26 protein-coding genes and 1 tRNA gene are annotated in these 25,711 nt (G+C 57.4%); 9 read left to right on the forward strand and 18 right to left on the reverse strand.

Annotated elements, in window-relative coordinates:
* Positions 1-360 precede the first annotated feature (360 nt).
* From PMI36_RS30910 to dapA, 8 genes are all read right to left on the reverse strand, one after another.
* Positions 361-1,428 carry a DNA cytosine methyltransferase gene (locus PMI36_RS30910; RefSeq protein WP_008074453.1) on the reverse strand — a complete coding sequence of 356 codons (1,068 nt, stop codon included), beginning with the start codon at positions 1,426-1,428 and terminating at the stop codon, positions 361-363.
* Positions 1,425-2,159, reverse strand: a complete 735-nt coding sequence (locus tag PMI36_RS06840) for an MAE_28990/MAE_18760 family HEPN-like nuclease (RefSeq protein ID WP_008074455.1) — start codon at positions 2,157-2,159, stop codon at positions 1,425-1,427. Before PMI36_RS06840 ends, PMI36_RS30910 begins: the two co-directional genes overlap by 4 nt.
* Positions 2,160-2,161: 2 nt before the next feature.
* Entirely contained in the window at positions 2,162-3,235 is a 1,074-nt protein-coding gene (locus PMI36_RS0129820; protein WP_032830587.1) for a DUF262 domain-containing protein, read from the reverse strand.
* Between the two features lie 473 nt (positions 3,236-3,708).
* Positions 3,709-3,798, reverse strand: a tRNA-Ser gene (locus PMI36_RS06835).
* Positions 3,799-3,881: 83 nt separating this feature from the next.
* Positions 3,882-4,595 carry a phosphoribosylaminoimidazolesuccinocarboxamide synthase gene (purC, locus tag PMI36_RS06830; protein WP_007898671.1) on the reverse strand — a complete coding sequence of 238 codons (714 nt, stop codon included), beginning with the start codon at positions 4,593-4,595 and terminating at the stop codon, positions 3,882-3,884.
* A 28-nt stretch (positions 4,596-4,623) separates the two neighbouring features.
* A complete protein-coding gene (locus PMI36_RS06825; RefSeq protein ID WP_007898669.1) occupies positions 4,624-5,382 on the reverse strand; it encodes an MBL fold metallo-hydrolase in 759 nt (252 codons plus the stop codon).
* 4 nt (positions 5,383-5,386) lie between these two features.
* Positions 5,387-6,502 (reverse strand): outer membrane protein assembly factor BamC, encoded by a 1,116-nt coding sequence (gene bamC, locus PMI36_RS06820; protein ID WP_008074465.1) that lies wholly within the window; start codon positions 6,500-6,502, stop codon positions 5,387-5,389.
* A gap of 17 nt (positions 6,503-6,519) precedes the next feature.
* Positions 6,520-7,398 carry a 4-hydroxy-tetrahydrodipicolinate synthase gene (gene dapA / locus PMI36_RS06815; protein ID WP_007898664.1) on the reverse strand — a complete coding sequence of 293 codons (879 nt, stop codon included), beginning with the start codon at positions 7,396-7,398 and terminating at the stop codon, positions 6,520-6,522.
* Positions 7,399-7,724: 326 nt separating this feature from the next.
* On the opposite strand from dapA, the gene PMI36_RS06810 reads away from it, so the two are divergent.
* Together PMI36_RS06810 and PMI36_RS06805 are read left to right on the forward strand one after the other, a co-directional pair.
* Positions 7,725-8,285 carry a glycine cleavage system protein R gene (locus PMI36_RS06810; RefSeq protein ID WP_007898662.1) on the forward strand — a complete coding sequence of 187 codons (561 nt, stop codon included), beginning with the start codon at positions 7,725-7,727 and terminating at the stop codon, positions 8,283-8,285.
* A 10-nt stretch (positions 8,286-8,295) separates the two neighbouring features.
* Positions 8,296-8,769: a peroxiredoxin gene (locus PMI36_RS06805; protein ID WP_008074467.1), complete on the forward strand. Its 474-nt coding sequence runs from the start codon at positions 8,296-8,298 to the stop codon at positions 8,767-8,769.
* Positions 8,770-8,911: 142 nt separating this feature from the next.
* On the opposite strand, the gene PMI36_RS06800 is transcribed toward PMI36_RS06805, so the two are convergent.
* Together PMI36_RS06800 and PMI36_RS06795 are read right to left on the reverse strand one after the other, a co-directional pair.
* Positions 8,912-9,982 carry an AI-2E family transporter gene (locus PMI36_RS06800; protein ID WP_008074469.1) on the reverse strand — a complete coding sequence of 357 codons (1,071 nt, stop codon included), beginning with the start codon at positions 9,980-9,982 and terminating at the stop codon, positions 8,912-8,914.
* 31 nt (positions 9,983-10,013) lie between these two features.
* Positions 10,014-10,253, reverse strand: coding sequence for a sulfurtransferase TusA family protein (locus tag PMI36_RS06795; protein ID WP_008074470.1), 240 nt, complete (start codon positions 10,251-10,253; stop codon positions 10,014-10,016).
* Between the two features lie 97 nt (positions 10,254-10,350).
* Between PMI36_RS06795 and PMI36_RS06790 the strand changes: the two genes are divergently transcribed.
* Positions 10,351-11,784, forward strand: coding sequence for a M48 family metalloprotease (locus tag PMI36_RS06790; RefSeq protein ID WP_008074471.1), 1,434 nt, complete (start codon positions 10,351-10,353; stop codon positions 11,782-11,784).
* A 77-nt stretch (positions 11,785-11,861) separates the two neighbouring features.
* Here PMI36_RS06790 and PMI36_RS06785 read toward each other — a convergent pair whose 3' ends face one another.
* The 4 genes from PMI36_RS06785 to rpoE all read right to left on the reverse strand — a co-directional run bounded on the left by PMI36_RS06785 (position 11,862) and on the right by rpoE (position 15,706).
* Positions 11,862-13,292, reverse strand: coding sequence for a DegQ family serine endoprotease (locus PMI36_RS06785; RefSeq protein WP_008014849.1), 1,431 nt, complete (start codon positions 13,290-13,292; stop codon positions 11,862-11,864).
* A 243-nt stretch (positions 13,293-13,535) separates the two neighbouring features.
* A complete protein-coding gene (locus tag PMI36_RS06780; protein WP_008014848.1) occupies positions 13,536-14,498 on the reverse strand; it encodes a MucB/RseB C-terminal domain-containing protein in 963 nt (320 codons plus the stop codon).
* 8 nt (positions 14,499-14,506) lie between these two features.
* Positions 14,507-15,094 carry a sigma-E factor negative regulatory protein gene (locus PMI36_RS06775; protein WP_007898648.1) on the reverse strand — a complete coding sequence of 196 codons (588 nt, stop codon included), beginning with the start codon at positions 15,092-15,094 and terminating at the stop codon, positions 14,507-14,509.
* A 30-nt stretch (positions 15,095-15,124) separates the two neighbouring features.
* On the reverse strand, positions 15,125-15,706 hold the full coding sequence (gene rpoE / locus PMI36_RS06770; protein WP_003172477.1) for an RNA polymerase sigma factor RpoE: 582 nt from the start codon (positions 15,704-15,706) through the stop codon (positions 15,125-15,127).
* Between the two features lie 557 nt (positions 15,707-16,263).
* On the opposite strand from rpoE, the gene nadB reads away from it, so the two are divergent.
* The gene (gene nadB / locus PMI36_RS06765) at positions 16,264-17,880 is read left to right on the forward strand and encodes an L-aspartate oxidase (RefSeq protein WP_008074472.1); all 1,617 of its coding nucleotides are present in this window, start codon (positions 16,264-16,266) and stop codon (positions 17,878-17,880) included.
* Here the strand turns inward: nadB and PMI36_RS0129830 are convergent.
* Positions 17,849-18,301 carry a protein YgfX gene (locus PMI36_RS0129830; protein ID WP_032830588.1) on the reverse strand — a complete coding sequence of 151 codons (453 nt, stop codon included), beginning with the start codon at positions 18,299-18,301 and terminating at the stop codon, positions 17,849-17,851. The genes nadB and PMI36_RS0129830 overlap by 32 nt on opposite strands.
* Positions 18,285-18,539: an FAD assembly factor SdhE gene (locus PMI36_RS06760; RefSeq protein ID WP_007898624.1), complete on the reverse strand. Its 255-nt coding sequence runs from the start codon at positions 18,537-18,539 to the stop codon at positions 18,285-18,287. Before PMI36_RS06760 ends, PMI36_RS0129830 begins: the two co-directional genes overlap by 17 nt.
* A gap of 148 nt (positions 18,540-18,687) precedes the next feature.
* Here PMI36_RS06760 and ygfZ point away from each other — a divergent pair, with 148 nt between their 5' ends.
* Together ygfZ and PMI36_RS06750 are read left to right on the forward strand one after the other, a co-directional pair.
* Positions 18,688-19,629, forward strand: a complete 942-nt coding sequence (gene ygfZ / locus PMI36_RS06755; RefSeq protein WP_008074473.1) for a CAF17-like 4Fe-4S cluster assembly/insertion protein YgfZ — start codon at positions 18,688-18,690, stop codon at positions 19,627-19,629.
* 35 nt (positions 19,630-19,664) lie between these two features.
* A complete protein-coding gene (locus tag PMI36_RS06750) occupies positions 19,665-20,486 on the forward strand; it encodes an HDOD domain-containing protein (RefSeq protein ID WP_008014843.1) in 822 nt (273 codons plus the stop codon).
* A gap of 127 nt (positions 20,487-20,613) precedes the next feature.
* Here the strand turns inward: PMI36_RS06750 and PMI36_RS06745 are convergent, their stop codons facing one another.
* Both PMI36_RS06745 and PMI36_RS06740 read right to left on the reverse strand, forming a co-directional pair.
* Positions 20,614-21,999 carry a sensor histidine kinase gene (locus PMI36_RS06745; protein WP_008074474.1) on the reverse strand — a complete coding sequence of 462 codons (1,386 nt, stop codon included), beginning with the start codon at positions 21,997-21,999 and terminating at the stop codon, positions 20,614-20,616.
* Positions 21,992-22,663: a response regulator gene (locus PMI36_RS06740; RefSeq protein WP_007898613.1), complete on the reverse strand. Its 672-nt coding sequence runs from the start codon at positions 22,661-22,663 to the stop codon at positions 21,992-21,994. Before PMI36_RS06740 ends, PMI36_RS06745 begins: the two co-directional genes overlap by 8 nt.
* A gap of 221 nt (positions 22,664-22,884) precedes the next feature.
* On the opposite strand from PMI36_RS06740, the gene PMI36_RS06735 reads away from it, so the two are divergent.
* The 3 genes from PMI36_RS06735 to PMI36_RS06725 are packed head-to-tail and all read left to right on the forward strand — an operon-like array spanning position 22,885 to position 25,710.
* Positions 22,885-24,177: an OprD family porin gene (locus PMI36_RS06735; protein WP_008074477.1), complete on the forward strand. Its 1,293-nt coding sequence runs from the start codon at positions 22,885-22,887 to the stop codon at positions 24,175-24,177.
* Between the two features lie 38 nt (positions 24,178-24,215).
* Positions 24,216-25,193, forward strand: a complete 978-nt coding sequence (locus tag PMI36_RS06730; protein WP_008074479.1) for a Bug family tripartite tricarboxylate transporter substrate binding protein — start codon at positions 24,216-24,218, stop codon at positions 25,191-25,193.
* A 58-nt stretch (positions 25,194-25,251) separates the two neighbouring features.
* Complete coding sequence (locus PMI36_RS06725; RefSeq protein ID WP_008074480.1) at positions 25,252-25,710, forward strand: tripartite tricarboxylate transporter TctB family protein; 459 nt, start codon at positions 25,252-25,254, stop codon at positions 25,708-25,710.
* Position 25,711: the final 1 nt, after the last annotated feature.

Consider the following 25,711-nt stretch of genomic DNA (forward strand, 5'->3'; position numbering starts at 1 on the left):
TCCATGGAGAGGATCTTGTTGCATACATGACCGGAGAGGTAATTAGTGATGATATGGTCCGTCACAAACTGCCACTACCGTTTTCAATTGCGTTCCGAAGCGGAATAATGCATTTCAGAACCTATCAATATGATCTTGAAAAGACAAACGCACTAATTAAGACGAAGTATCGATATATCGGCCCTCACAAGTAGACTTCTAAACCGAAAAAACTCAAAGCAAATAATAACCTTGAGAGCTTTCATTCATGCTTGTATCTTCTGAGTTGCGAAATAGATTGTTGGCGCGGCGTGTAAACATTAAAAAAAGCGGCCGGTAGCCGCTTTTTTGTATTCTTGCTAGATCTAACAAAAATCTGTCTTATCGATAATTATTAACATGCGAAACTAATGTTTGCGCTATAACTTCTCCCAGCCTTACGGGAACTGCATTACCAATAAGCCGCCCCATTTTATTGAATCTGATTGGAGTACCTGAAGGTACAAATTGATAGTTTTGGGGAAAAGTTTGAAGCATTGCTGCCTCTCGAAGTGATATCGCCCGATTTTGTACTGGATGACCAAATCTGCCATTACCATATCCGAAACACTGCGTAGTTATTGTGGGACCTGGCTTATCCCATTCCATCCGACCATAGACGCTAGGATAAGTCGCCCCAGTAGACTTTTTGTGGCAGGCAGCCTGTAACGCTTCAGGCCAATCTCGCCAAGTACCACCCGGTACTGAGGCCTCTATCCTCTGAAGATTCAGTTCACTTAGTGAGGATGCGTAGTGAAGTGCATCGTTAGGATCCTTACCTCCTGCGGTTAATGCAGGCAGCCCCCCAATGACATCTCTCACTGTAACCGCCTTAGCATGAGTAGGTACCAGCTTCAGATCTTGGTCACCTAATCGTGAAGCGAGCAGCACAAGACGCTTACGCGTTTGAGGAATCCCATACAAAGAACAATCTACTACGCCCCACCATGTGTGATATCCAATCAGGCTATCTACAAAATCTTGAAAAACGGGATGATCCGCAAGCTGCGGCACATTTTCCATCGCAACCAAATCCGGCTTCAACTCATTTACCAGATTTCCGAAGGCTAAAGCTAAAGGCCACTGTGCTTCATATTGGCTATTTCGCCCACTTCGGCTGTAAGTCGAAAATGGCTGACAAGGTGCACATCCAGCTAACAGGGTGACCCCAGAGCCATTATAAAACGCTCTAAGGTCGTCTCCTTTTAGCTGACTGATATCACGTTCTAGAAAAACCGCTGAGTTATTTTTTTCGAATGGATATCGGCTATTGGGGTCGATATCAACGCCTGCCGTAACAGAAATACCACCATCAATTAGCCCACGCGTAAGACCGCCCACGCCACAAAATAAATCAATTGCGGTTATAACTGGAGTGCATACAGCGTTAAAATTAACTGACTGGTTCAAGCTGGGCGCCGCTCAGGAATAAGGAATTCATATCTTTCGACATAGCCGCCAAAGCAGACTATTACCTCTTTCAAATAATTAGCTGTCTTATCCTTTAGCTCTATTAGGCGAACAACCGTCTCCGCCTCCGCGCTTTCTGTAAAAGAAATCGATCCATGCGCGAGCATATTTCTAAGTTTTTTGACTAGACCAAGTGGGCCTAAATCGTCTCTAAATTTTCTCTTCACATCACTATAAACCCTTCGACTGACATTCAATCGAAAACCCAAACGAGTGGCCATAGCCTCGATTTCATTATCATCCCAGTTCCCACCACCACCTTTTTCGATGGAAAACTCTGTAAGCGGGCTTGCGGAAACTAACAAGCTGCAAAGAGTTAAAGCATGATCCAATCGATGCTCAGGTGTGAGTTCAGTGTGAGTCCTAGCAGTCAACCGTATCCACTCTCGAAACAGTGTCTGGCTTAAATCATTAGGTCGCCACGTAGCATCTTTGAAAGCGCTTTGAGCTATAAAATCTATGCATCTCGTCATTGTCGACTCGACGAGGTTGTACAGCTGCAAATATACACCTGCATAAAGAATTTTTTGCTGCTGGACATTTATGACCTGATCCGTCCCTGAAAATTTAGGCGGACCTGCTTGCATGCTGGCTTGCAGTAACTTGAGAAACTCCAGGTACTCCTCGACTTCGGCCAATCTCTCTTCGAAAGCAGCTCTCAGTTCTTCCATGATCAGTTGCCCAACAATCGCTGCTGCACAAAACCAATTCGCTCACGCAAACGAGCGACAGCGTTGGCCCCGTCAGACCCAGTGACTCTTTTGAACTCATCGCTATCCAGCCATCTTTGCACGTCGATGTTTTGAGCGTTATGGAGTGTTGGGTCGTCGTTGAGAGCCAATCTTGTTCCGATAGCTATTGCTTCGAATCTCGCTCTAGGAGTCGCCTTCGCGGTCTGAGTTTTCCTAAAACCATAAGGAAATACCCTCTCAACAAAACTCATAACCTGATCGAATTGACGGCGATACTCCTGAATTAGATTAGGGTCAGCAGCCACACGCTCATTCATACCTTTGACGTAACCAAAAAGGAATTCAGCCGGACGATCTTTGTAGCCCTGCAACCCGTCACCGTAAGCAAAAAGTCGGGTAACAAGATCTTCCCGCCCCCTTTCCTTCTCATCTTTGGTTGAAACCGGCGCGAGAGTTTTCAACCTAGGGTCCACGGCGAGTTCAATAATGAGGCTCATAAAATCACCTGCCAGTGCTCCCCTACGCACCTCAGCATGATTTGCGATTTTGCTACCAGTGTTAATCCGCTCAAACAGATCGAAGCGTGCTTGTTCATCAGCATGCTCATTCAAGACAATGCCTCGAATCGACCTATTATTGATTTTCCGTTTGCGAGACTCGGGCAGCTCAGCAAATGTAAAACTTGAAAGCTTCGTCAAGCTCTCAAGCTCTCCTAAGCGAAAATCATCATGCACGAATTCAGCAATGGTCCTCAGTCGCTGTGATCCATCAACGATTTCCAGCTTACCGTTTGGCATTTCCCAAAAAAACAGAAACGGGATTGGTAGGCCCAAAAGCACCGATTCTATAAATCGTGATTTTCGGTCGTCTTCCCATGTGAAGCTACGCTGATAGGGAGGGACTACAAATTCGCCATTCTTGACCTTGGCAGCCAAAAGCTCAATGGAGTATTCAGTAAGATAGAATTCAATTCGCTTCGATAGCTCAACAATCTGAGCCTCCGCACTCGCAATGTCATCCTTGGTTTTCGCAGCATGTTGCTTTGGAGGTCTCATAGGCTTCGTTGTTCTCTTTAGGTTCGCGCCCTGAACGCGCTGCTTTGCAGCTAACTAACTGAAAAATGTTTGGCCTACCGGCAGAGCAATTTGTCCCATCAGATAGGCATTTCCCAACGATACCACAAGGGCCGCAGTGGGTTTGAGAGCCAGCCCATATCTTGGCGCCTGAGCCGTACCGCCAAGACGCGGAGGGCAAGAACCAGCTTGATGTTACCGACCTTCCCGAAAAGCTCACTCACGCGCTCTGAGGACGCTTGCGGCAAACGGGGCGGGAAAGATGGGTAGACAGCAATAGGCAAACCGTCAGGACTAAGGTTCTCTGGTTACCCTTGGCAACGGAAAACAAAAAAGCCCGCAAGACGTTATCACGCCATGCGGGCTTTGTGGGATCACTGTGGGATCACCTTACTGCTGCTAGAAAAACTCTTTACATTACGTTTTCCGTAAGTGCCTGATTTCCTAGCTAAATATGGCGGAGAGATAGGGATTCGAACCCTAGGTACCGGTGAAGGTACAACGGATTTCGAATCCGTCCCATTCGGCCACTCTGGCATCTCTCCAACGGCGCGCATCATAACAACACTTTTGCCGGAAGCGAACCCCCTAAGCGAAATTTTTCCGTGCTATCAGATGCTTGCGTCGATTACAGCGGTACACCCAGACGATTGGCGACTTCTTCGTAAGCTTCGATGACGTCACCGAGGCCCTGACGGAAGCGGTCCTTGTCCATTTTCTTGCCGGTGGCCTTGTCCCACAGACGGCAGCCGTCCGGGCTGAACTCGTCGCCCAGGACGATGGAGCCGTCGGAGAAAACGCCGAACTCAAGCTTGAAGTCGACCAGCAGCAGGCCGGCGTCGTCGAACAGTTTGCTCAGGACTTCGTTGACCTTCAGCGACAGTTCTTTCATGCGAACCAGTTGCTCGGCGGTGCCCCAACCGAATGCCACGACGTGGGATTCGTTGATGAACGGGTCGCCCTTGGCGTCGTCCTTCAGGAACAGTTCGAAGGTGTAAGGGTTGAGCTTCATGCCCTCTTCAACGCCCAGGCGTTTGACCAGGCTGCCGGCGGCGTAGTTACGCACGACGCACTCGACCGGGATCATGTCGAGCTTCTTCACCAGGCATTCGTTGTCGCCCAGCAGTTTGTCGAATTGAGTCGGCACGCCGGCTGCTTCGAGTTTCTGCATGATGAAGGCGTTGAACTTGTTGTTCACCATGCCTTTGCGGTCGAGCTGCTCGATGCGCTTGCCGTCGAACGCCGAGGTGTCGTTGCGAAACAGCAGGATCAAGCGGTCAGCGTCATCGGTCTTGTAAACCGATTTGGCTTTGCCGCGGTAGAGTTCTTCACGTTTTTCCATGATGGGCTCCGCTTGCTAAGTAGGTGGGCTAGGCGATGTGTCGCCAGTCGAGCCCTGAATCTTGATCGGCCAGTTGCAGCCAGTCCGGGTCGCACCCGAGGGTGTCGACAAAACATTGCCGGGCCAGCTGCGGCAGGTTGTTCTTGCTGCTCAGATGGGCCAGGACCAGGTGTTGCAGGCCTTGCCAGCCCAACTCGGCCACCAGGAATGCCGCCTGATGGTTGTTCAAATGTCCCAATTCACCGCCCACCCGTTGCTTGAGAAAGTACGGGTAGTGACCGCGAGCCAGCATGTCACGGCAATGATTGGACTCGATCATCAATGCATCGAGGTCCCGGTAGCCGTCCAGCACCTTGTTGCAATATGAGCCCAGGTCGGTCAACAGGCCGAAACGCCGCTGACCGTCGCTGAAGACATACTGCGTCGGCTCCTGTGCATCATGGGCCACGGCAATGACGCCGATGCTCAGGTTACCGATTTGCAGTTGCTCGCCGCCAGCCAGAAAGCCTGCGGGTTCAATCGGTTTGCGCATCCCGCGCAGGGTCCCGCGACTGAGGTAGACAGGCAGATTGTAACGCCGAGACAGCAAACCCACGCCATGCACGTGGTCGGCATGTTCGTGGGTCACGAGTATCGCGCTCAGCTGCGAAGGGTTCACACCCAGTCGCAGCAGGCGTTTTTCGGTTTCTCGCAGGGAGAAACCACAATCCACCAGTACATACGTGTCGTCGCTGGCTATCAGCGTGCCGTTCCCTTGGCTACCGCTGCCGAGAACGGCAAAACGCATGTGATCAGCCCAGGTTGTCCTGAATCACGCTCAACACTTTGCGCGCCACATCTGCTGGCGCCACGGTGTTGATGTTTTTCTCGACGGTGACTTGCACGTTCTCGCCAACCTTGCTCAGGCGAACCTGATAACGCTCGGCGCGGGCTTCAACTTCTTCCTTGTCCGGCTTGCTGCCGAACAGACCGCTGAAGAAACCTGGCTTCTCGTCCTTTTTCTCGGCTTTTTCGGCGAGGTTGATGTAGTACAGGCCCAGGCTGCGGTTGATGTCTTCAACACGCCATTCGCCCTGTTCCAGCGCACGACCGACACTCGACCAGGCACGATCCAGATCGGAACCGACGTTGAGCACCGGGTTGCCGCTGCCATCTTCGGTCAGGCTGACACGACTTGGCGTATCGAAATCACGAGAGGCCAGCATGGAGACCGAACCGCCCTTCTCCGAGGTGCGGCTCATGCTTGCCAGCATGTCGTCGACCAGTGCTGCGTCCAGGCCGGTGTTAACCGAACGATTGGTGAAATCCACATTGGCGGTGCTGCCGGCAGGACGCTCGGCGCTGACCACGTAGACTTCACTGGTGTTGCGCTGCACGCCTGGCTCGATACGCACCCGCACACGGCTTTCACTGTCGGCGCCGACACCGGCTGCGCTCAAGCGCTTGGCCATTGCAGCGGACAGTTCGTCGGAACGCTGCCAGGTGGTGGTGAATTCGCCGGTTTGCGGGCGTTGCTCGTCCAGACGGAAACCGTTGTCCTGGAAGAACTGCACGGCCACGGGCCAGACTTCGGCCGGTGGGTGCTGGGCCATGACCCAACGCGAATCGCCGCTCTTCTGCAGGGTGTAGTCGCTGGCATCAGCCGCGGCCGACAGCGGCTGCGGACGAGGCACGATGTATTCGCCCTTGGCGGTGTCGTCAGCCACGTTGCGCGGGATCGGCAACAGCGGATCCAGACGCTTGGCGGTGCTGACGTCCGGTGGCAGTTGCATCGGTGCAGTCTGTTGCGCTTCCAGGTAGTCGCTACCACGGTCACGGAAATAACCTTCCGGGCCCCAGATCCATCCGCAGCCACTGGTGCTGGAGATAATCAAGGCAAGTGCGGAAAGTCCGGCCAATCGCTTCATGCGTAGTACTTCCTCAATTAAACCAGGACGCCGGACTGGCGCATGGCCTGCCGCAGCGGTTCGTGACAGGCAGCGCTGAGCCAGGTGAGCGGCAGACGGATACCGTCCGGCATCAAGCCCATTTCATGCAGTGCCCATTTCACGGGGATAGGGTTGGATTCGATAAACAGGGTTTTATTGAGCGGCATCAGCTTTTCGTGGATCGCCCGGGCTTTGACGGCATCACCGGCCATGGCCGCGGCACACAACTCGCTCATGGCGCGCGGTGCGACGTTGGCGGTCACCGAAATATTGCCCTTGCCGCCGAGCAGCATCAGCTCGACCGCGGTCGCGTCGTCACCGGAATACACCAGGAAGTCGCTGCTCACGCCGGCCAGGATGTCCTTGGCGCGCTGCAGGTCGCCCGTGGCTTCCTTGATGCCGATGATGTTCTTCACGGTCGACAGGCGGATCACCGTCTCGGCCTGCATGTCGCAGGCGGTACGGCCCGGCACGTTGTAAAGGATCTGCGGGATGTCGACGGCTTCGGCGATGGCCTTGAAGTGCTGGTACAGGCCTTCTTGCGTCGGCTTGTTGTAATAAGGGGTTACCAGCAGGCACGCGTCGGCGCCGGCGTTCTTCGCGTTGGTGGTCAGTTCGATCGCTTCGCGCGTCGAATTGGCGCCCGTACCGGCGATCACCGGAATACGCCCTGCAACCTGGGCAACCACGCGACGAATCACTTCGATGTGTTCGTTCACGTCAAGCGTGGCCGACTCACCTGTAGTGCCGACCGCCACGATGGCGTTGGTGCCCTCTTGCAGGTGGAAGTCCACCAGTTTGCTCAGGCTGTCCCAGTCGAGACGACCCTGTGCATCCATGGGTGTGACCAGTGCCACCATACTGCCCGCAATCATGCAACCGCTCCTGCCGGAAAAAGAGAGCGGTAATGGTACTGGCGCCAAGATGCTTGTACAAGCGAAGTACTGCGCTGCTGCCATTCCCCTTGGCGCTGCTTTTCGCTACCCTTCAGACTTTGATCGGTACTGATAAGCTCGTACGCCGCGTTCCAGCCTCCATTTTCGGCATCACAAGCCCCGATCCAGCGTTGCCACCCCTCGCTCTCGCCACTCTGGAGCACGTCGCAACCTTCGGCCGGGTTTTCTGAATTCGCATCCGCAGGCTCGTCCCGGTAAAAAAAGCCCATAAAAGTATCGACCGCTCATCGCTTTAGGAATGCTGCATGTCCACCCCCACAGTTCGCGAACAATTCCTTGTCATCAGTGCCCTCGGCGCCAACCCCATGGAGCTGACTAACGTCCTGTGCCGCGCCAGCCATGAAAACCGCTGCGCCGTGGTCACCTCTCGCCTGACGCGTCATGGCGAATGCAGTGCGTTGATCCTTGAAATCTCGGGCAGCTGGGACGCCCTGGCGCGCCTCGAGGGCAGCCTGCCAGTGCTGGCCAAACGGCACGCCTTCACCGTTAACGTGGTCCGCAGCGCAGCCCTGGAGAACCGTCCCCAGGCCCTGCCGTACGTTGCCTACGTCAGCTCGGCTTACCGTCCGGACATCATCAACGAGCTGTGCCAGTTCTTCATGGATCACAACGTCGAACTGGAGAACCTGACCTGCGACACCTATCAGGCCCCGCAGACCGGCGGCACCATGCTCAACGCCACGTTCACCGTGACCTTGCCGGCCGGCACCCAGATCAGCTGGTTGCGTGACCAGTTCCTGGATTTCGCCGACGCCATGAACCTGGACGCACTGATTGAGCCGTGGCGCCCACAAAACCCAATGTAAGGAAGCTTTCATGGCCGTAGCCATCGACCAACCGGTTGCCGACTTCGAAGCACCCGCCACCAGCGGGCAATCCGTCAGCCTCGCGGGCCTCAAAGGCAAGCAAGTGGTGATTTACTTCTATCCGAAGGACAGCACGCCGGGCTGCACCACCCAGGGTCAGGGTTTTCGTGATCAGCTTGACGCCTTTAAAGCCGCCAATACTGAAGTCTTCGGCGTGTCTCGCGATAGCCTGAAATCCCATGAGAACTTCAAGGCCAAGCAGGCGTTCACTTTCGAGCTGATCAGTGACAAAGAAGAAGCGCTATGCCAGCAATTCGACGTGATCAAACTGAAAAAGCTCTACGGCAAGGAATACATGGGCGTTGATCGCAGCACGTTCCTGATCGACAAGAACGGCGTGCTGCGTCAGGAATGGCGCGGTGTGAAGGTACCGGGGCATGTGGATGCGGTTTTGGCTGCTGCTCAGGCGCTGAACAAGGCCTGATTATTTGGGCGTCTGTCCGGACGCCTTCGCGAGCAAGCCCGCTCCCACAGTTGACCGAGTTACCTGGGCAAGCACGGTCTAATGTGGGAGCGGGCTTGCTCGCGAAGAGGCCCTCTGCCCCACCACAACCCCGCACCAACAATTAAAGCAGCGGTGCCACCACCGGTTCTTTGCGCGGCCAGGCATCCAGCACAGCCTTGAACAGCGTCGCCAGGGGAATCGCAAAGAACACCCCCCAAAAGCCCCACAACCCACCAAACAACAGCACCGCGCAAATGATCGCCACCGGGTGCAGGTTGACCGCTTCCGAGAACAGCAGCGGCACCAGCACGTTGCCGTCCAGTGTCTGGATGATCCCGTAGACCGCCATCAAATAGATGAACTGATCGCTCCAGCCCCACTGGAACAGTGCAATCAGCAGCACTGGCACGGTCACCACCACCGCCCCGACGTAAGGCACCACCACCGACACACCCACCAGCAACGCCAGCAGCGCCGAATAGTTGAGCCCCAGCGCCACGAAGGCGATGTAAGTCACGCCACCGCAAATGAAGATTTCGATGACCTTGCCACGAATATAATTGGCGATCTGCCGATTCATTTCCTGGGCGACCCGGGTAATCAGCGCCCGCTCACGCGGCAGATAACCGCGGACCCACTGGCCGATCATCTCCCGGTCCTTGAGAAAGAAGAACACCAGGATCGGCACCAGCACCAGGTAGATCATGATGTTCACCAGCAGCGGCAGGCTCGACAGCGAGAATGTCAGCGCCCACTGGCCGAACTTGCCGATCTCGCCCCGTGCCACTTCGATCGCCTGCAGCACTTGCTCATCCGACACCAGATGCGGATAGCGCTCGGGCAGCAGCAACAGCAGCGACTGCCATTTGGCGAGCATGCCGGGCAATTCGTTGAACAGCGTGATCAATTGGTGCCAGAGCAGTGGTACCACGATGATGATAAAAACCAGCAACAACCCCATGAATAACGCGAAAACCAGCCCCACCGCCGCGCCACCCGGCACGCGCAGGCGCTCGAGGGTCACTACCAGCCCCTGCATCAGATACGCCAGCACCATACCGGCCAGTACGGGCGCGAGCATTCCACCCAGGGTGAGCACCGCGGTAAATGCCAGAAACAGCAGCACCGCCAGCACCACGGCTTCTTCATCCGAGAAGTAGCGCTGAATCCAGTCGCGTAACACCTTGAACATCAATAATCCTTAGAAACGAACGCAGCAGGTTTCAGGCTTTTTTCAACCAATAGCGGTAAACACCCGCCTCATCTTCTTCACGAAGCAGCGTATGACCGGCCAATCGGGCAAAGGTGCGAAAGTCGCGCTGGGAACCTGCATCGGTGGCGATCACCTTGAGTACCGCACCGCTGGCCAGTCGGTTGAGCTCCAGTTTGGCTTTGAGCAACGGCAACGGGCAATTCAGACCACTGGCGTCCAGTTCGGCGTCGTGGGTTACTGTGTCAGTCATTGAATCACTCCGGGGCGGGGGTTAAGCCGCTTAGAATATCTGGTCCCAAGCGTAGTGTCCGGCTACAGTAAGGTCTTTGTCGACTAAGGCTTTGTGCATGACTTTTTTGCGCCCTACCCTGCTGACGCTCGCTTGCCTGCTCGCCTCACCGGGCTTCGCCGACGACTTGCCGTCACTTGGTGACGCCAGTTCTGCCATCGTCTCGCCGCAACAGGAACACCAATTGGGCCGTGCCTGGCTGGCGCTGTTACGCAGCCAGGTATCGCAGCTCAACGATCCGCAACTCAAGGATTACGTCGAATCCAGCGTCTACCGTTTGGTAGAAACCAGCCAGGTCAATGACCGGCGCCTGGAATTCATCCTGATCAACAGCCCGCAGCTCAACGCTTTTGCCGCGCCGGGCGGAATCGTCGGCGTCAACGGTGGCTTGTTCCTCAATGCCCAGACCGAGGGTGAATATGCTTCGGTAATGGCCCACGAACTGGCTCACTTGTCGCAGCGTCACTTCGCCCGCGGTGTCGAAGCGTCGCAACGCATGCAAGTGCCCATGATGGCTGCGCTGCTGGCTGGCATCGTGATTGCCGCGGCCGGTGCAGGTGATGCAGGGATCGCGGCCATTGCCGGTACCCAGGCAGCGGCGATTCAGGAACAACGACGCTTCTCGCGCCAGAATGAACAGGAAGCCGACCGTATCGGCATCATGAATCTGGAAAAGGCCGGTTACGACCCGCGCTCGATGCCGACCATGTTCGAACGGCTGATGCGCCAGTACCGCTTCGACGCCAAGCCACCAGAATTCCTGCTGACTCACCCGGTAACCGAATCGCGGATCGCCGACACCCGCAACCGCGCCGAACAGGCCAAGCCGGGCGGTATCGAAGACAGCATGCGTTACCAGCTGATTCGGGCGCGCGTGCAACTGATCTATGAAGAAACCCCAGGCCTGGGCGCCAAGCGCTTTCGGGCCCAACTCGATGAAAACCCGAAAAACGATGTCGCGCGCTATGGCTTGGCAATCGCCCAGATCAAGGGTGGCCAGCTAAATGAGGCTCGGGAGAACCTCAAGCTGCTGCTGGCCAAATCGCCGAACGAGATCATCTACAACCTGGCGCAGGTCGATCTGGACATCACCAATAATCGTCTGCCCGATGCTCAATCTCGGGTCGACCGAATGCTCACTCAATACCCCGGCAACTACCCGCTGAATCAGGTACGTGTCGACCTGTTGCTCAAGCAGAATCGAGCGGTCGAAGCGGAAAAAGCACTGGAGACCCTGCTCAAGAGCCGACCCGATGATCCGGACGTCTGGTACATGGTGGCCGAGACTCGTGGCCTGTCGGGCAACATCATCGGCCTGCATCAAGCTCGCGCAGAGTACTTTGCGCTGGTCGGCGACTATCGCCAGGCCATCCAGCAACTGGACTTCGCCAAGCGAAAGGCTGGCAGCAACTTCCCGCTGTCGTCGCGGATCGACGCACGGCAACGTGAGTTGATGGAGCAGGAACGCATGGTCAAGGACATGATGGGCTGACCGCTTCAGAAACAGAAAATCCAGGTACAAAAAAACCGCCTCTTTCGAGGCGGTTTTTTATTCAGCCGACAACCGGTTTATTCAGCAAGTTTGAAGGTGATGAAGCTGGCGCGACCTTGACGCAGAACCCGCATCGACACCGAGCGGTTCTTCGGCAGTGCCTTGGCAATGTCCGTGAACTCCTTGGAGGAGCCAATCGCCTGGTTGTTCAGGTGAGTGATCACGTCGCCCGGCTGCAAGCCGATCAGGGCAGCAGGGCCATCCTGAACTTCCTTGATAACCACGCCACCCTTGAGGTCGAGGGTTTTCTTCTGTTCTTCGGTCAACTCGGCCACGGAAACACCCAGGCGATTGCTGCTGCGCTCGACGCTGGATTTAGGCAGGGCTTCCAGCTCTTTGCCTTCCTCAGGGATAGCGCCGACGGTCAGCTCGACGTTCTTGCGCTTGCCTTCGCGGATCACTTCAAGATCGGCTTTCGAGCCAGCCTTCAGCGCGCCTACCAGGTGCGGCAGATCGGCGGACATGACGATCGGTTGACCGTTCATGCTGAGGATCACGTCGCCCACTTGCAGACCACCCTTGGCAGCCGGACCGTCATCCTGGATCTGAGCCACCAGCGCACCGGCCGGCTTCTCGAGACCGAACGACTCGGCCAGATCCTTGTTCACTTCCTGGATCACTACGCCCAACCAGCCACGACTGACTTTACCGCCGCTTTTCAACTGATTGGAAACGTCCATCGCCACATCGATAGGGATCGCGAACGACACGCCCATGAAGCCACCGGAACGGGTATAGATCTGCGAGTTGATGCCGACCACTTCACCGGCCAGGTTGAACAGCGGACCACCGGAGTTGCCCGGGTTGATCGGCACGTCGGTCTGGATGAACGGCACATAGTTTTCGTTCGGCAGGCTACGGCCGATGGCGCTGACGATACCTTGGGTCACCGTGTGATCAAAGCCGAACGGCGAACCGATGGCCACGACCCATTGGCCGGCTTTCAGGTCCTGCGACTTGCCAAGCTTCAGAACCGGCAGGTCCTTGCCTTCGATTTTCAGCAAAGCAACGTCGGAGCGCGGATCGGTACCGATCAGCTTGGCCTTCAACTCACTGCGATCGGCGAGGCGCACGAGAATCTCGTCGGCATCGGCAATCACATGGTTGTTGGTCAGGATGTAACCGTCGGACGAAATGATAAAGCCCGAGCCCAGGGATTGCGCTTCACGCTGACGATCGCCACGGGGGGAACGCGGCTGCTGCGGCATGCCCCGTTCAAAGAACTCGCGCAGCATCGGCGGCAAGCCTTCAAGGTCAGGCATTTGTTCGCTGGACACCTTACGGTCCGGCAACTTCTGGGTAGTACTGATGTTAACCACCGCGGGCGAGGCTTGCTCGACCAACTGCGTGAAGTCAGGCAACTCGACCGCTTGCGCAGCGACCGCCTGACCGAGCACTAGCACGGTGGCAAAAATGGAGAGATAAGACTTCAAGCGTGGTATCGACATACGGCTCCCGTTACGACGAGCATGGTTAAGCGATATGGAGCAAGGAACACCGGAAACGATACGCCGGTATTTTTGTTCCGGGAACAACAAACAAGGCCAGAGCCGAGGGGGCTCTGACCTATAAAAAATTTTCGGGATATTTGCAAATGAAAATGCTCGGCAAAACATTTCGAGACATTAATGGCGCGACAGCCATTACCGATCCCCGCTCCAACCAGCCCCAGATGGGCGAGGCTGATCAGCTCACTGCTTGCTGGTAGCCGCGGCATCGTTGCGCATAGACAGCGCAATCCGTTCGGCGGTGCCAATCGGTATTTCACCGACCACGGTCACCATCATCTCGCCTTGCGGTGTAGTCAATCGCCGGGAGACAGCGACGGTTGGCCCCAGCTGGGTGCGCGTGTCAGTGACTGTTGCGCCATTCAACGGCTCAAGGAACACCGAGAATCGGGCCAGACCGTCGTCGAACATCAGACTGTTGACCTGGGCTTTGGTCTCCGGGTCCTTGTGAGAGGTACTGCTGGTCAGCTCGAAACCTGGCGGTAACCAGTCCGAATGCCAGACCTGCGCAGTTTTGACGGCGGAAGCCTTGTCACTGTCGAGGGTAATGGTTTTGCAATCAGGGCCTGCCTGCAAATCGCTGTCGGAAGGCACCTCGGCAGTATCCAGTCGGGTGAACTGGAACCGCTCCAGCAGTTGCCCTTTGTCATTGAGCAACAATGACTTCAACGGCAAACCGGTTTCCTTGTCCAGATGCAGCTCAAAACCGTAACGATGCTGATCGCGAGGCTTTAACGACACGATCACCGCCGCACGCCCGGCCACACGCGACTTGCCAATGACGGCAAGGTCATACCAATTCTTTAGCTTTTGTGGATCGAGTGCACGAGCGGTGGAGTTGGGTGAGTCCCCCAGCCCTGCTATCAGGGTGCCGCTCACGCATTGAGTATGCCCATCAATGCGCACGACTTCCTGTGCCGAGCCGTCGAGCTGGAGTAAACGCTCGCGGACCTTGCCATCCTGGACGCGATGCCAGATGTTATGGGTAGAGAAACTACCGTTACGCTCGTAGACGAAAGTACCGTGGAAGCTCTGCGTTTGCTCCGCCTGTCCCAGACGCTTCAGCCAGTCCTGGGCTTCATCGGCGTGGGCTGGAACAACAAACCAGCCGCTGAGCAGAAGCGTAAGTAGAGGTATGGCGCGCATGATCCTCCTTAACGGTTTTCCAGACTTGCTGCACGAGCGTAAGGCAGAGCGCTCTCAGTACCTTTCAATGCAGCCTGTTGAGCATGTTGGCGCAAGTAACCTGGCAGACGCTGATCGTGCCAGCCTGGCTGACCTTGCAATACGCCGTTGGCCATAGGGCCAGTGGCTTCCGAACTCTCATTGTAGCCTGCCAATACAGCGGGACCTTTGACCTGAGGAGCGGTCAGACCCGGTTGACTGGATTGCTGGGCCAACTCGACACCGGCGATCTCATCCTGGTTATACAGACGAACACCTGCCAGCACGGCAACGGTCACCGAAGCAGCAACTGCCAGACGACCCAGGCTGCGCCATGGACCGCGAGAAGCTTTTGCCGGTACGGCTTCGTCAGCCAGCGCAGCAGAGACTGCCGCAGCGATGTCCAGACGAGGAAGCAACAAATCTTTGTGCATAACTGCCCGAGCGATCTGGTAACGAGCCCAGGTATCGCGGGTTTCAACATCGTCGAAGGCATTCAACACCCGACGCAATTCCAATTCGTCCGCTTCGTTATCCATCACTGCGGACAGCGATTCCTGCAGGGCTTCACGACTCATGGCGTTCCTCTCTTGGCTGTCGCCGCTGTCTCAGTTTTCCTGCAACAACGGCTGCAGGGCTTTATCGATGGCTTCCCGGGCGCGGAAAATCCGGGAGCGCACGGTACCCACCGGACACTGCATGACGCTGGCAATGTCCTCGTAACTCAGACCATCGAATTCACGTAAAGTTAACGCCGTACGCAAATCTTCTGGCAGTTGCTGAATGGTTCGATGGACGGTGCCTTCGATCTCATCCCGCAGCAATGCACGTTCTGGCGACTCGAGATCCTTGAGGCCATGATCGCCGTCGTAGAACTCTGCATCCTCGGAACTGACATCGCTATCCGGCGGCCGGCGGCCGCGTGAAACCAGATAGTTTTTCGCCGTGTTGATGGCGATGCGGTAAAGCCACGTATAAAACGCGCTGTCTCCGCGAAAATTACCAAGTGCACGGTATGCCTTGATAAAGGCTTCCTGTGCGACATCCTGGGCTTCATGGGTGTCGTGCACGAACCGCACGATCAACCCGAGAATTTTGTGCTGGTATTTCAGCACTAACAGATCGAAAGCTCGCTTGTCGCCGCGTTGAACGCGCTCGACCAGCTGCTGATCCTCTTCCTGGGTTAGCATGAACACTCCTCGATAAGCTCGAAGGAGGCTTGCATTACTGAACGACCAGACTTGCAAACATAGACTCGGGCTTTTCGCAAAAGTTCTCCCCCTTCAAGCAAGTTTCCGGCGCGCTCTGATTTGGCACGCACGAAAAGCGCAGCGCGGGATAACCCGGCTGCGCGAATAATCTTGTCATCGGATTCGTCAGCAAGGACCCAACCGCAAGTCCCGCACCGAAGCCGACACTGTCCCTTGTTTCAGGCAACCGTCTATTGATCTTGGGCCTTTGGCAAAAGTTCCATATTTATAGCTGCCCGAAACCGACATTGTGCAACCGTGAAGAGAAAAAGACTGTTAAATCCGCGATACAGTCCTCTTGTTGCCGAAGCCATCAAAAAAACTTCCGACGAAGCGTCCAGCCTTTTCCGTCACAGTAGTTTCACAATGCCATGTGAGCCCGGCTATTGTGCCGCTCCCCCCCTCTATATACTAGTGGGCTGTATGGCTGTCTTGACTCGCCGATCCAGCTGTCTTGCGCCAACCCCGTCCCGGGTCGCTTTGAGCGGAATCCTGAAATGAGCCAACAGTTTCAACACGATGTTCTGGTAATTGGCAGCGGTGCTGCCGGCTTGAGCCTTGCGCTGACCTTGCCCGGTCATTTGCGCATCGCCGTATTGAGCAAAGGCGACCTCGCCAATGGCTCAACCTTCTGGGCCCAGGGTGGTGTCGCTGCCGTTCTGGATGACACCGACACTGTCGAGTCCCATGTCGATGACACCCTCAACGCCGGTGGTGGCCTGTGCCATGAAGATGCTGTGCGCTTTACGGTCGAGCACAGCAGAGAGGCGATTCAATGGCTGATCGACCAAGGTGTGCCCTTTACCCGCGATGAACAGTCCGGCACCGAAGACGGTGGTTTCGAGTTTCACCTGACCCGCGAAGGCGGTCACAGCCATCGGCGCATCATCCACGCTGCCGATGCGACGGGCGCGGCGATCTTCAGAACCCTGCTCGATCAGGCCAAGCAGCGTCCCAACATCGAACTGCTGGAGCAGCGGGTCGCGGTCGACCTGATCACCGAAAAGCGCCTGGGTCTTGAAGGCGACCGTTGCCTCGGCGCCTATGTGCTCAACCGCGGTACCGGTGAAGTCGATACCTACGGCGCACGCTTCGTGATCCTTGCCTCGGGCGGTGCGGCAAAAGTCTACCTCTATACCAGCAACCCCGACGGTGCTTGCGGTGATGGTATCGCCATGGCCTGGCGTTCGGGCTGTCGGGTGGCGAACCTGGAATTCAACCAGTTCCACCCCACCTGCCTTTATCACCCGCAAGCCAAGAGTTTCCTGATCACCGAAGCCCTGCGCGGCGAAGGTGGCCACCTGAAGCTGCCCAATGGTGAACGCTTCATGCAGCGTTTCGACCCACGGGCCGAGCTGGCACCACGGGACATCGTCGCCCGCGCCATCGACCATGAGATGAAGCGCTTGGGTATCGACTGCGTCTATCTGGATATCAGCCACAAACCCGAAGATTTCATCAAGACGCACTTCCCGACGGTTTATGAACGCTGCCTGGAATTTTCCATCGATATCACCAAGCAACCGATCCCGGTGGTACCGGCGGCGCACTACACCTGCGGCGGCGTGATGGTCGATCAGCGGGGGCGCACCGATGTGCCAGGCCTGTATGCGATTGGCGAAACCAGCTTCACCGGCCTGCATGGCGCCAACCGCATGGCCAGCAACTCGCTGCTGGAGTGTTTCGTTTACGCTCGTTCGGCGGCGGCGGACATTCTTGAGCAGTTGCCAGAAGTATCGATTCCAACCGCCCTGCCCGTTTGGGACGCGAGCCAGGTCACCGATTCGGACGAAGACGTGATCATTGCGCACAACTGGGATGAACTGCGGCGTTTCATGTGGGACTACGTCGGCATCGTGCGCACCAACAAGCGCCTGCAACGGGCTCAGCACCGAGTGCAACTGTTGCTGGACGAAATCGACGAGTTCTACAGCAACTATAAGGTCAGTCGGGATTTGATCGAGCTGCGCAACCTTGCTCAGGTAGCAGACCTGATGATCCGGTCTGCCATGGAACGCAAGGAAAGTCGCGGCCTGCATTACACCCTCGACTATCCGAACATGTTGCCGGTCGCCCTGGATACTATTCTGGTGCCGCCCACCTACGCCGACTGAACTTGAGCCGAACCCGCAGGCGTCGGTGCACATCCGCCGCCTGCGAATCGCGCGGCACACAGATCGCCCTGACCCGTCGCTCATCGCGCAGACGAAAACGCAGTACCACAATCAATGGCACCGCCAGACTGTCCGGCCGCAGCTGCACGGGCTGCCAACCCACCGCCTGATTCCACAACTGCCAGCCATCGGCATCGCGACGCAAGCCGCTAAACGCCTGCGGGTGTGTCAGCAAAATCTGTCGCGGCAATGCCCAGACGCCATGAGCCAGACAGCAAAAAGCGCCGAGCAAACTGGCCCAGACCGGTATGGAAAGAAGAAACAACGAACCCAGCGCGAAAAGCTGGGCCAGAAGATACGCCGCCAGCAACTGCCGTGAGGCATGCCAGCGGCATTCGAACACGTTACTTGGGCTGGACACGATCCAGGATCATGCGAACCATGCGCTGAAGCTCCGGATCTTCCGACTCGGCACGCTCCATGAACCAGCCAAACATGTCCTGATCTTCGCATTCGAGCAGCCTGACATAGCATGCGCGATCAACTTCGTTGAGGTGCGGGTAAACCTCTTTCACAAACGGCACCAGCAACACGTCAAGCTCAAGCATGCCGCGGCGGCTGTGCCAGTAGAGGCGATTCAGTTCAACATCTTCGACCATGGAGCGCTCCTCAAATAGGCGGCAAGTATACAGCCCCGGGCCCGCTCGAACAGTCGGCTTTGGTCGCCCCCATCGATCCTTTGTGAACTACCCATTTCATGGGCGCCCCCTTATGATGTCCCTCGGACTCTTTACCCTGCGATGACCCATGGCCGATTCTGCTTTTTTTTGCACCCTGTCTCACGAAGGCGTTCTCGCGGTACGCGGCGCGGATGCCGGCAAATTCCTGCAAGGCCAATTGACTTGCAACCTTAATTACCTGAGTGACACCCAGGCCAGCCTTGGCGCGCGCTGCACGCAGAAAGGCCGGATGCAGTCGAGTTTCCGCATTCTGCTGGAAGGCGACGGCGTGCTCATGGCGATGGCCAGCGAGCTGCTGGAGCCGCAACTGGCGGACTTGAAAAAGTACGCGGTGTTCTCCAAATCGAAACTGACCGATGAAAGTGCCTGCTGGGTTCGCTTTGGCCTTGAGCATGGCGATGTAGCACTGACCAGTCTGGGCCTGGAACTACCGGCAGAAACCGACAGCGTCGCGCGCAATGACGGCCTGGTTGCCCTTCGCGTCTCGCCGGATCGCGCTGAACTCTGGGTTCGTGCCGATCAAGCCGACACCATCAAGGGCAAGCTGTCCGCTCTGTTGGCCGAAGGTGAACTGAATCAATGGCTGCTGGGCCAGATCCGCGCCGGGATCGGGCAGGTCATGCCGAGCACCCGCGAGCTGTTCATCCCGCAGATGCTCAACCTGCAAGCGGTCGGTGGCGTGAGTTTCAAGAAAGGTTGCTACACCGGCCAGGAAATCGTCGCGCGCATGCAGTACCTGGGCAAGCTCAAGCGCCGGTTGTATCGCCTGCAACTGGAGGCCAGCGAATTACCGGAGCCCGGTACCCAACTGTTCTCCCCGACCCACGGCAGTTCGATCGGTGAAGTGGTGCTGGCCGCCCGCGCCGAGCAAAACATTGAACTCCTGGCCGTGCTGCAAGCCGAAGCTGCAGAAGATGGCAACCTGCACCTTGGCACACTCGAAGGTCCGGGCCTGCATCTGCTCGACCTGCCTTACCAACTGGATCGCGATCGCGAAATCCAGCGTTAACAGCAGTACTTGTCGCAATACCCTAGAGAAAAGAAATGAGCGAGCTGGCGGATAAGGTCCAACAGGATTTGGTTGAGGCCATCGATAACGATGACCTGGTTCTGCCAACGTTACCGGAAGTGGCCCTGCAGATTCGCAAGGCCGCCGAAGACCCGGAAATCAGTGTCAGCACACTGAGCAAAGTGATTGGCCGCGATACCGCGTTGTCGGCGCGCCTGATCAAAGTGGTCAATAGCCCGTTGCTGCGCGCAACCCAGGAAGTGACTGATCTGCACACGGCCATCACCCGGCTGGGCGTCAATTACAGCAGCAACCTGGCCATCGGCCTGGTGATGGAACAGATCTTCAATGCCCGTTCCGAAGTGGTGGAACAGAAAATGCGCGAAGTCTGGCGCAAGAGCCTGGAGATCGCCGGCGTCAGCTATGCGCTGTGCCGCAGTTACACACAGCTCAAGCCTGATCAGGCCGCGCTCGGCGGGCTCGTGCATCAGATTGGTGTACTGCCGATCCTCACCTACGCCGAAGATCACTATGAATTGCTGTCTGACCCGGTCAGCCTCAACCATGTGATCGACCGGATTCACCCGCTGCTCGGCGATAAATTGCTCAGGGTCTGGGAGTTTCCGGAAATGCTGGTGCAATTACCGGGGCTGTATCTGGATTTCAAGCGGCAATCGGAACGGGTCGATTATGTCGATCTGGTGCAAGTGGCCAGCCTGTATTGCCACAAGGACACCGATCATCCACTGGCCCGTATTGATCCATTCAGCGTACCGGCCTTCAAGAAGCTGGGGATCGATCCGGAGAACAAGGCGATGTGCAAGGATCTGGAAGAGTCGCGCTCGATGTTTTATTAGTCGAGACCGCAGCGCCCCCTTCGCGAGCAAGCCCGCTCCCACAGTTGACCGAGTTCTTCATGGAGAATTGCGATCGAATGTGGGAGCGGGCTTGCTCGCGAAGAGGCCAGCCCAGACACAAAAAAAACTATCCTGCGATAAAACTCACCCGCACCTTCAACCCCGCCCGCTCGCCATCATGCAGGCTGATCTGCGCCAGGTGGGCGCGGCAGATCTCGCCGACGATGGCCAATCCCAGTCCCGATCCGGCCACCTGTTCGTTACGCCGATAAAAACGCTCGAACACCCGATCCCGCTCTTCAAGGGGAATTCCCGGGCCATCGTCCTCGACCTCCAGCACCGCTGGCGCCATGACCCGCAGGATCACATTGCCGCCCGGCGGCGTGTGGGCCAGCGCGTTGTCCACCAGGTTACTCAACAGTTCATTCAACAATGTCGGCTCGCCACGCAGCCACACCGGTTCGTCGGCTTCCAGCGCCAGCGCCACGCCACGCGCATGGGCCAGCGGCGCCATGGCCATGCCCAGCTCACGGGCCAACTGACTGAGGTCGAGCAACTGCGCGCCGCCCTCGGCGATTGCCCGGGCACCATTCTCGACCCGTGCCAGCGAAAGCAATTGATTGGCCAGATGGGTCAGGCGATCCGTGCCTTGGGCGGCGGTTTCCAGGGTGCTGCGCCAGGTTTCGGGTTCGTTCGACCGCATACCCAATTCGAGCCGTGCCTTGAGCGCCGCTAACGGAGTACGCAATTCGTGGGCGGCGTCGGCGATGAACTGCGCCTGGCGCTCGAACTGTCCGCGCAAACGCTCGGTAAAATGATTGAGCGCACGCACCAGCGGCCCCAACTCATGTTGCACTTCCACCAGGGGCAAGGGCCGCAAGTCATCGGGCTGACGTTCTTCCACCGCCGTGCGCAAGCGCTCCAGCGGACGCAGCGCCGCACTGACCGCAAACCACACCAGCAGCAGCGCACCGATCGCCAACATGCCCAGACGCAACAAGGTGTCGGCCATCAGGCTGCGAGCCATGCGGACCCGTGCCTCATCGGTTTCCGCCACGCGGATTTCCGCCATGCCGTTCATGTTCGGCTCGCTGACTGCTTTGAGCAGGCTGACCACTCGCACGTTCTGCCCTTGATAGGTGGCGTTATAGAAACGCGCCAGCGCCGGATAATCATCGGTGCGCGGCGTTCCCGGCGGCGGTGCCGGCAGGTTTTCGTAGCCCGAGATCAGTTTCTGGTTGATGTCGTTGACCAGGTAAAAAATTCGCCCGGCACTGTCGTAGGCGAACGTATCGAGGGCCACGTAAGGCACGTTGGCGCTGAGGCTGCCGTCGCGCTGGGACAGGCCGGCGGCGATGGTCCGCGCCGAGGCCAGCAAGGTCCGGTCATAAGCAGTGTCGGCGGCTTCGCGACCGTTCCAGTAAGCGCTCAAACCACTGGCGAGCATCAACACCACCAACAGCAGCGCGAGGTTCCACAGCAGCCGCCAGCGCAGGCTGCTGAGCTTATGCATCGCGGCTTTCCAGCAGATAGCCAAGGCCGCGGAAGGTCACGATGGCTACCGGTTGGCCGTCGAGTTTCTTGCGCAAGCGGTGAACATAGATTTCGATGGCATCGGGACTGGCCTCCTCGTCCAGGCCGAACACCTGGGCGGCCAGTTGTTCCTTGCTCATCACCCGACCGGGACGGGCGATCAGGGCCTCGAGCACCGCCTGCTCGCGGGAGGTCAGGGTCAGCAATTCTTCGCCAAGGGTAAAGCGCCGGGTGTCCAGATCATAGGCCAGCACGCCACAACGCTGCTGGCGTTCACCGCCAAGCACACTGCGGCGCAGCAAGGCTTTGACCCGGGCTTCGAGCTCTGTCAGTTCGAAAGGTTTGGCCAGGTAATCGTCAGCCCCAAGGTTCAGGCCATGGACCCGATCCTTGACGTCGCTGCGGGCGGTCAGCATCAGCACCGGCAGGTTCTTGCCCCGGGCCCGCAAGCGCGCCAGCACTTCGAAGCCATCCATGCGCGGCAGGCCGACATCGAGGATCGCCACGGCGTATTCCTCGCTGCTCAAGGCCAGGTCGGCTGCCACACCGTCGTGCAGCACATCCACGGTCAGGCCGGTGCTCTTGAGCGCCTGGGCGACACTTTCGGCAAGCTGCAGGTGGTCTTCGACGAGCAGAACACGCATGGATCTTTACCTCATTCAGGGATGGTCGACGCCATTCTTTGGCGCGGAGTTTACAGCCGCATCCGTCGCTGTGAAGCCCGAAAACCGTGAAAGTCAGCTGAAAGGTTAGCGAAAGGTTGGCCGGTTAGAGTCCAGCCACGGACAGTTTCGACTGCCGTCGCTGTACGAAAAACGCCTCGAAGCGTTTTCGCCAATAAGAACAATAAACGGAGTACGTCACCATGCTGTCCATGCAGCTTCAGGCTCGCCCGCCTGTTCGTTTTTCCCGTCTCAGCCACACCGCCCTTGCCAGTGCCGCCGCCCTCGCCGGCTTTTCGCCGTTGAGCCAGGCTGCCTTCTTCGAAGACAGTACGGCAACCTTCGAAACCCGCAACATGTATTTCAACCGCGACTTTCGCGACGGCACCAGCGCCCAGCAATCCAAGCGGGACGAATGGGCCCAGGGGTTCATGCTCAATCTGCAATCGGGTTACACCGCCGGCACCGTGGGGTTCGGTGTCGATGCACTGGGCATGCTGGGGGTAAAACTCGATTCGAGTCCGGATCGCACCGGCACCGGCCTGTTGCCGACCCACGACGACGGTCGCGCGGCTGACGAGTATTCCAAGCTCGGACTGACCGGCAAAGTGAAAATCTCCGCCACGGAACTGAAAATCGGCAGCCTGATTCCGGAACTGCCGATCCTCAAACCCAACGACGGGCGCATTCTGCCGCAGACCTTTGAAGGCGGCCTGCTGACCTCCAAAGAGATCAAGAACCTGACCTTCACCGGCGGGCGGCTGGAGAAAGCCAAGGACCGCGACAGCACCGACTTCGAGGACATCGCCCTCAACAACAAGAACAGCCGCTTCGCCGGTACCGTGGCCGGCAAGCACTTTGACTTTGGCGGCGTGGACTACAAGTTCACCGACAAGATCACCGGCAGCTACCACTTCGCCCAACTCGATGAAGTCTACAACCAGCACTTTATCGGCGTTGTCGCGTCGCAACCGTTCGGCCCCGGCACGTTCGGAACCGATCTGCGATTGGCCATCAGTGACGACGAGGGCGCGGCCCGGGGCGGCAATATCGACAACAAATCCCTGAACGGTCTGGTGAGCTATGCCTTGAACGGGCATAAACTCAGCGCCGGCTATCAACACATGTCCGGCGACAGTGCCTTCCCCTACGTCGATGGCAGCGATCCGTACCTGGTCAACTTCGTGCAAATCAACGACTTTGCCGGTGCCGAAGAACGCTCCTGGCAAGCGCGTTACGACTATGACTTCTCCAAACTCGGTATTCCGGGCCTGAGCTTCATGAGCCGTTACCTGAGCGGTGACAACATCAAGCTCAAGAACGGTGATGAAGGCAAAGAGTGGGAACGCAACACCGAGATCAAATACGTCGTACAAAGTGGCGCCCTGAAAGATGTCGCCGTACGCCTGCGCAATGCCACCTACCGTTCCAACTACTCCGCTCGCGATGCCGATGAAGTGCGTCTGCTGGTGAGCTATAGCGTTGCACTTTGGTAATTCAGTACGTCCATAACAAAAATCCCAAGGAGACTTGAATGAACCTGTCACTGCGTAAAGTTGCTCTGGCCGCTGGCGTCATGCTGTTCGCCGGCCAATTGATGGCCGAACCGAAACGCCCGGAATGTATCGCCCCGGCCTCGCCAGGCGGCGGTTTCGACCTGACCTGCAAACTGGCGCAAAGCGCGCTGGTGAACGAAAAACTGCTGACCAAACCGATGCGCGTGACCTACATGCCCGGCGGTGTCGGCGCGGTGGCGTACAACGCGGTGGTCGCCCAGCGTCCTGCCGATGCTGGCACGCTGGTGGCGTGGTCCAGCGGTTCGCTGCTGAACCTGGCGCAAGGCAAGTTCGGTCGTTTCGATGAAACCAACGTTCGTTGGCTGGCCGCTGTTGGCACCAGCTATGGCGCCATCGCGGTGAAAAGCGATTCGCCTTACAAGACCCTGGACGATCTGGTTCAGGCGCTGAAGAAAGATCCGAGCAAAGTGGTGATCGGTTCCGGCGGCACCGTCGGCAGCCAGGACTGGATGCAAACCGCACTGATCGCCAAGGCAGCCGGGATCAACCCGCGCGACCTGCGTTATGTCGCCCTCGAAGGCGGTGGTGAAATCGCCACCGCCCTGCTCGGTGGCCACATCCAGGTCGGCAGCACCGACATCTCCGACTCCATGCCACACATTCAGAGCGGCGACATGCGTCTGCTCGCGGTGTTCTCCGAGAAGCGTCTGGACGAGCCGGAAATGAAAGACATTCCGACGGCTAAAGAGCAGGGCTACGACATCGTCTGGCCGGTGGTTCGCGGCTTCTACCTCGGGCCAAAAGTCAGCGACGAAGACTACGCCTGGTGGAAAGACGCCTTCGACAAACTGCTCGCCTCCGAGGACTTCGCCAAGCTGCGCGATCAGCGTGAACTGTTCCCGTTCGCCATGACCGGCCCGGAGCTCGACACCTACGTGAAGAAGCAGGTCGCGGACTACAAAGTGCTGGCCAAAGAGTTCGGCCTGATCCAGTGATCGCCTCTGTCTAGCGGCTACGACCCTGGTTCTCGGGGTCGTGGCCCAGGAGTTCCTCATGCTCATACAACGCATTTTTGCTTCGGTGCTGTTGCTGGCCTGTATCGGCCTGGCCCTGATGGCATGGCCGTATCAGGCGGCTTTTTCCTACGAACCGGTCGGGCCTCGGGCCTTCCCCCTGCTGATGCTCGGTCTGATGGGCCTGGCGTTGCTGTACATGGTGTTTCGACCGGCGCCGATCGTGCACAGCGACGATGACCCGAAACTGGACCGCGAAACCCTGAGCAAAATCGGCATCTGCGTGCTGCTTTTGCTGGTGTTCGCCGGGACCTTCGAACCTCTTGGCTTCATTGTCGCCAGCATTCTGATCGGCGTCCCGATGGCACGCCTGTATGGCGGCCGCTGGCTGCCCAGTACGGTGATCATCAGCCTGATGGCCATCGGTCTTTATCTGCTGTTCGACAAGTTGATGGACGTGCCACTGCCGCTGGGCGTGCTCGACGTTCTGGAGAACTGAT

The sequence above is a fragment of the Pseudomonas sp. GM79 genome (genome assembly GCF_000282495.1).
Classification (GTDB): domain Bacteria; phylum Pseudomonadota; class Gammaproteobacteria; order Pseudomonadales; family Pseudomonadaceae; genus Aquipseudomonas.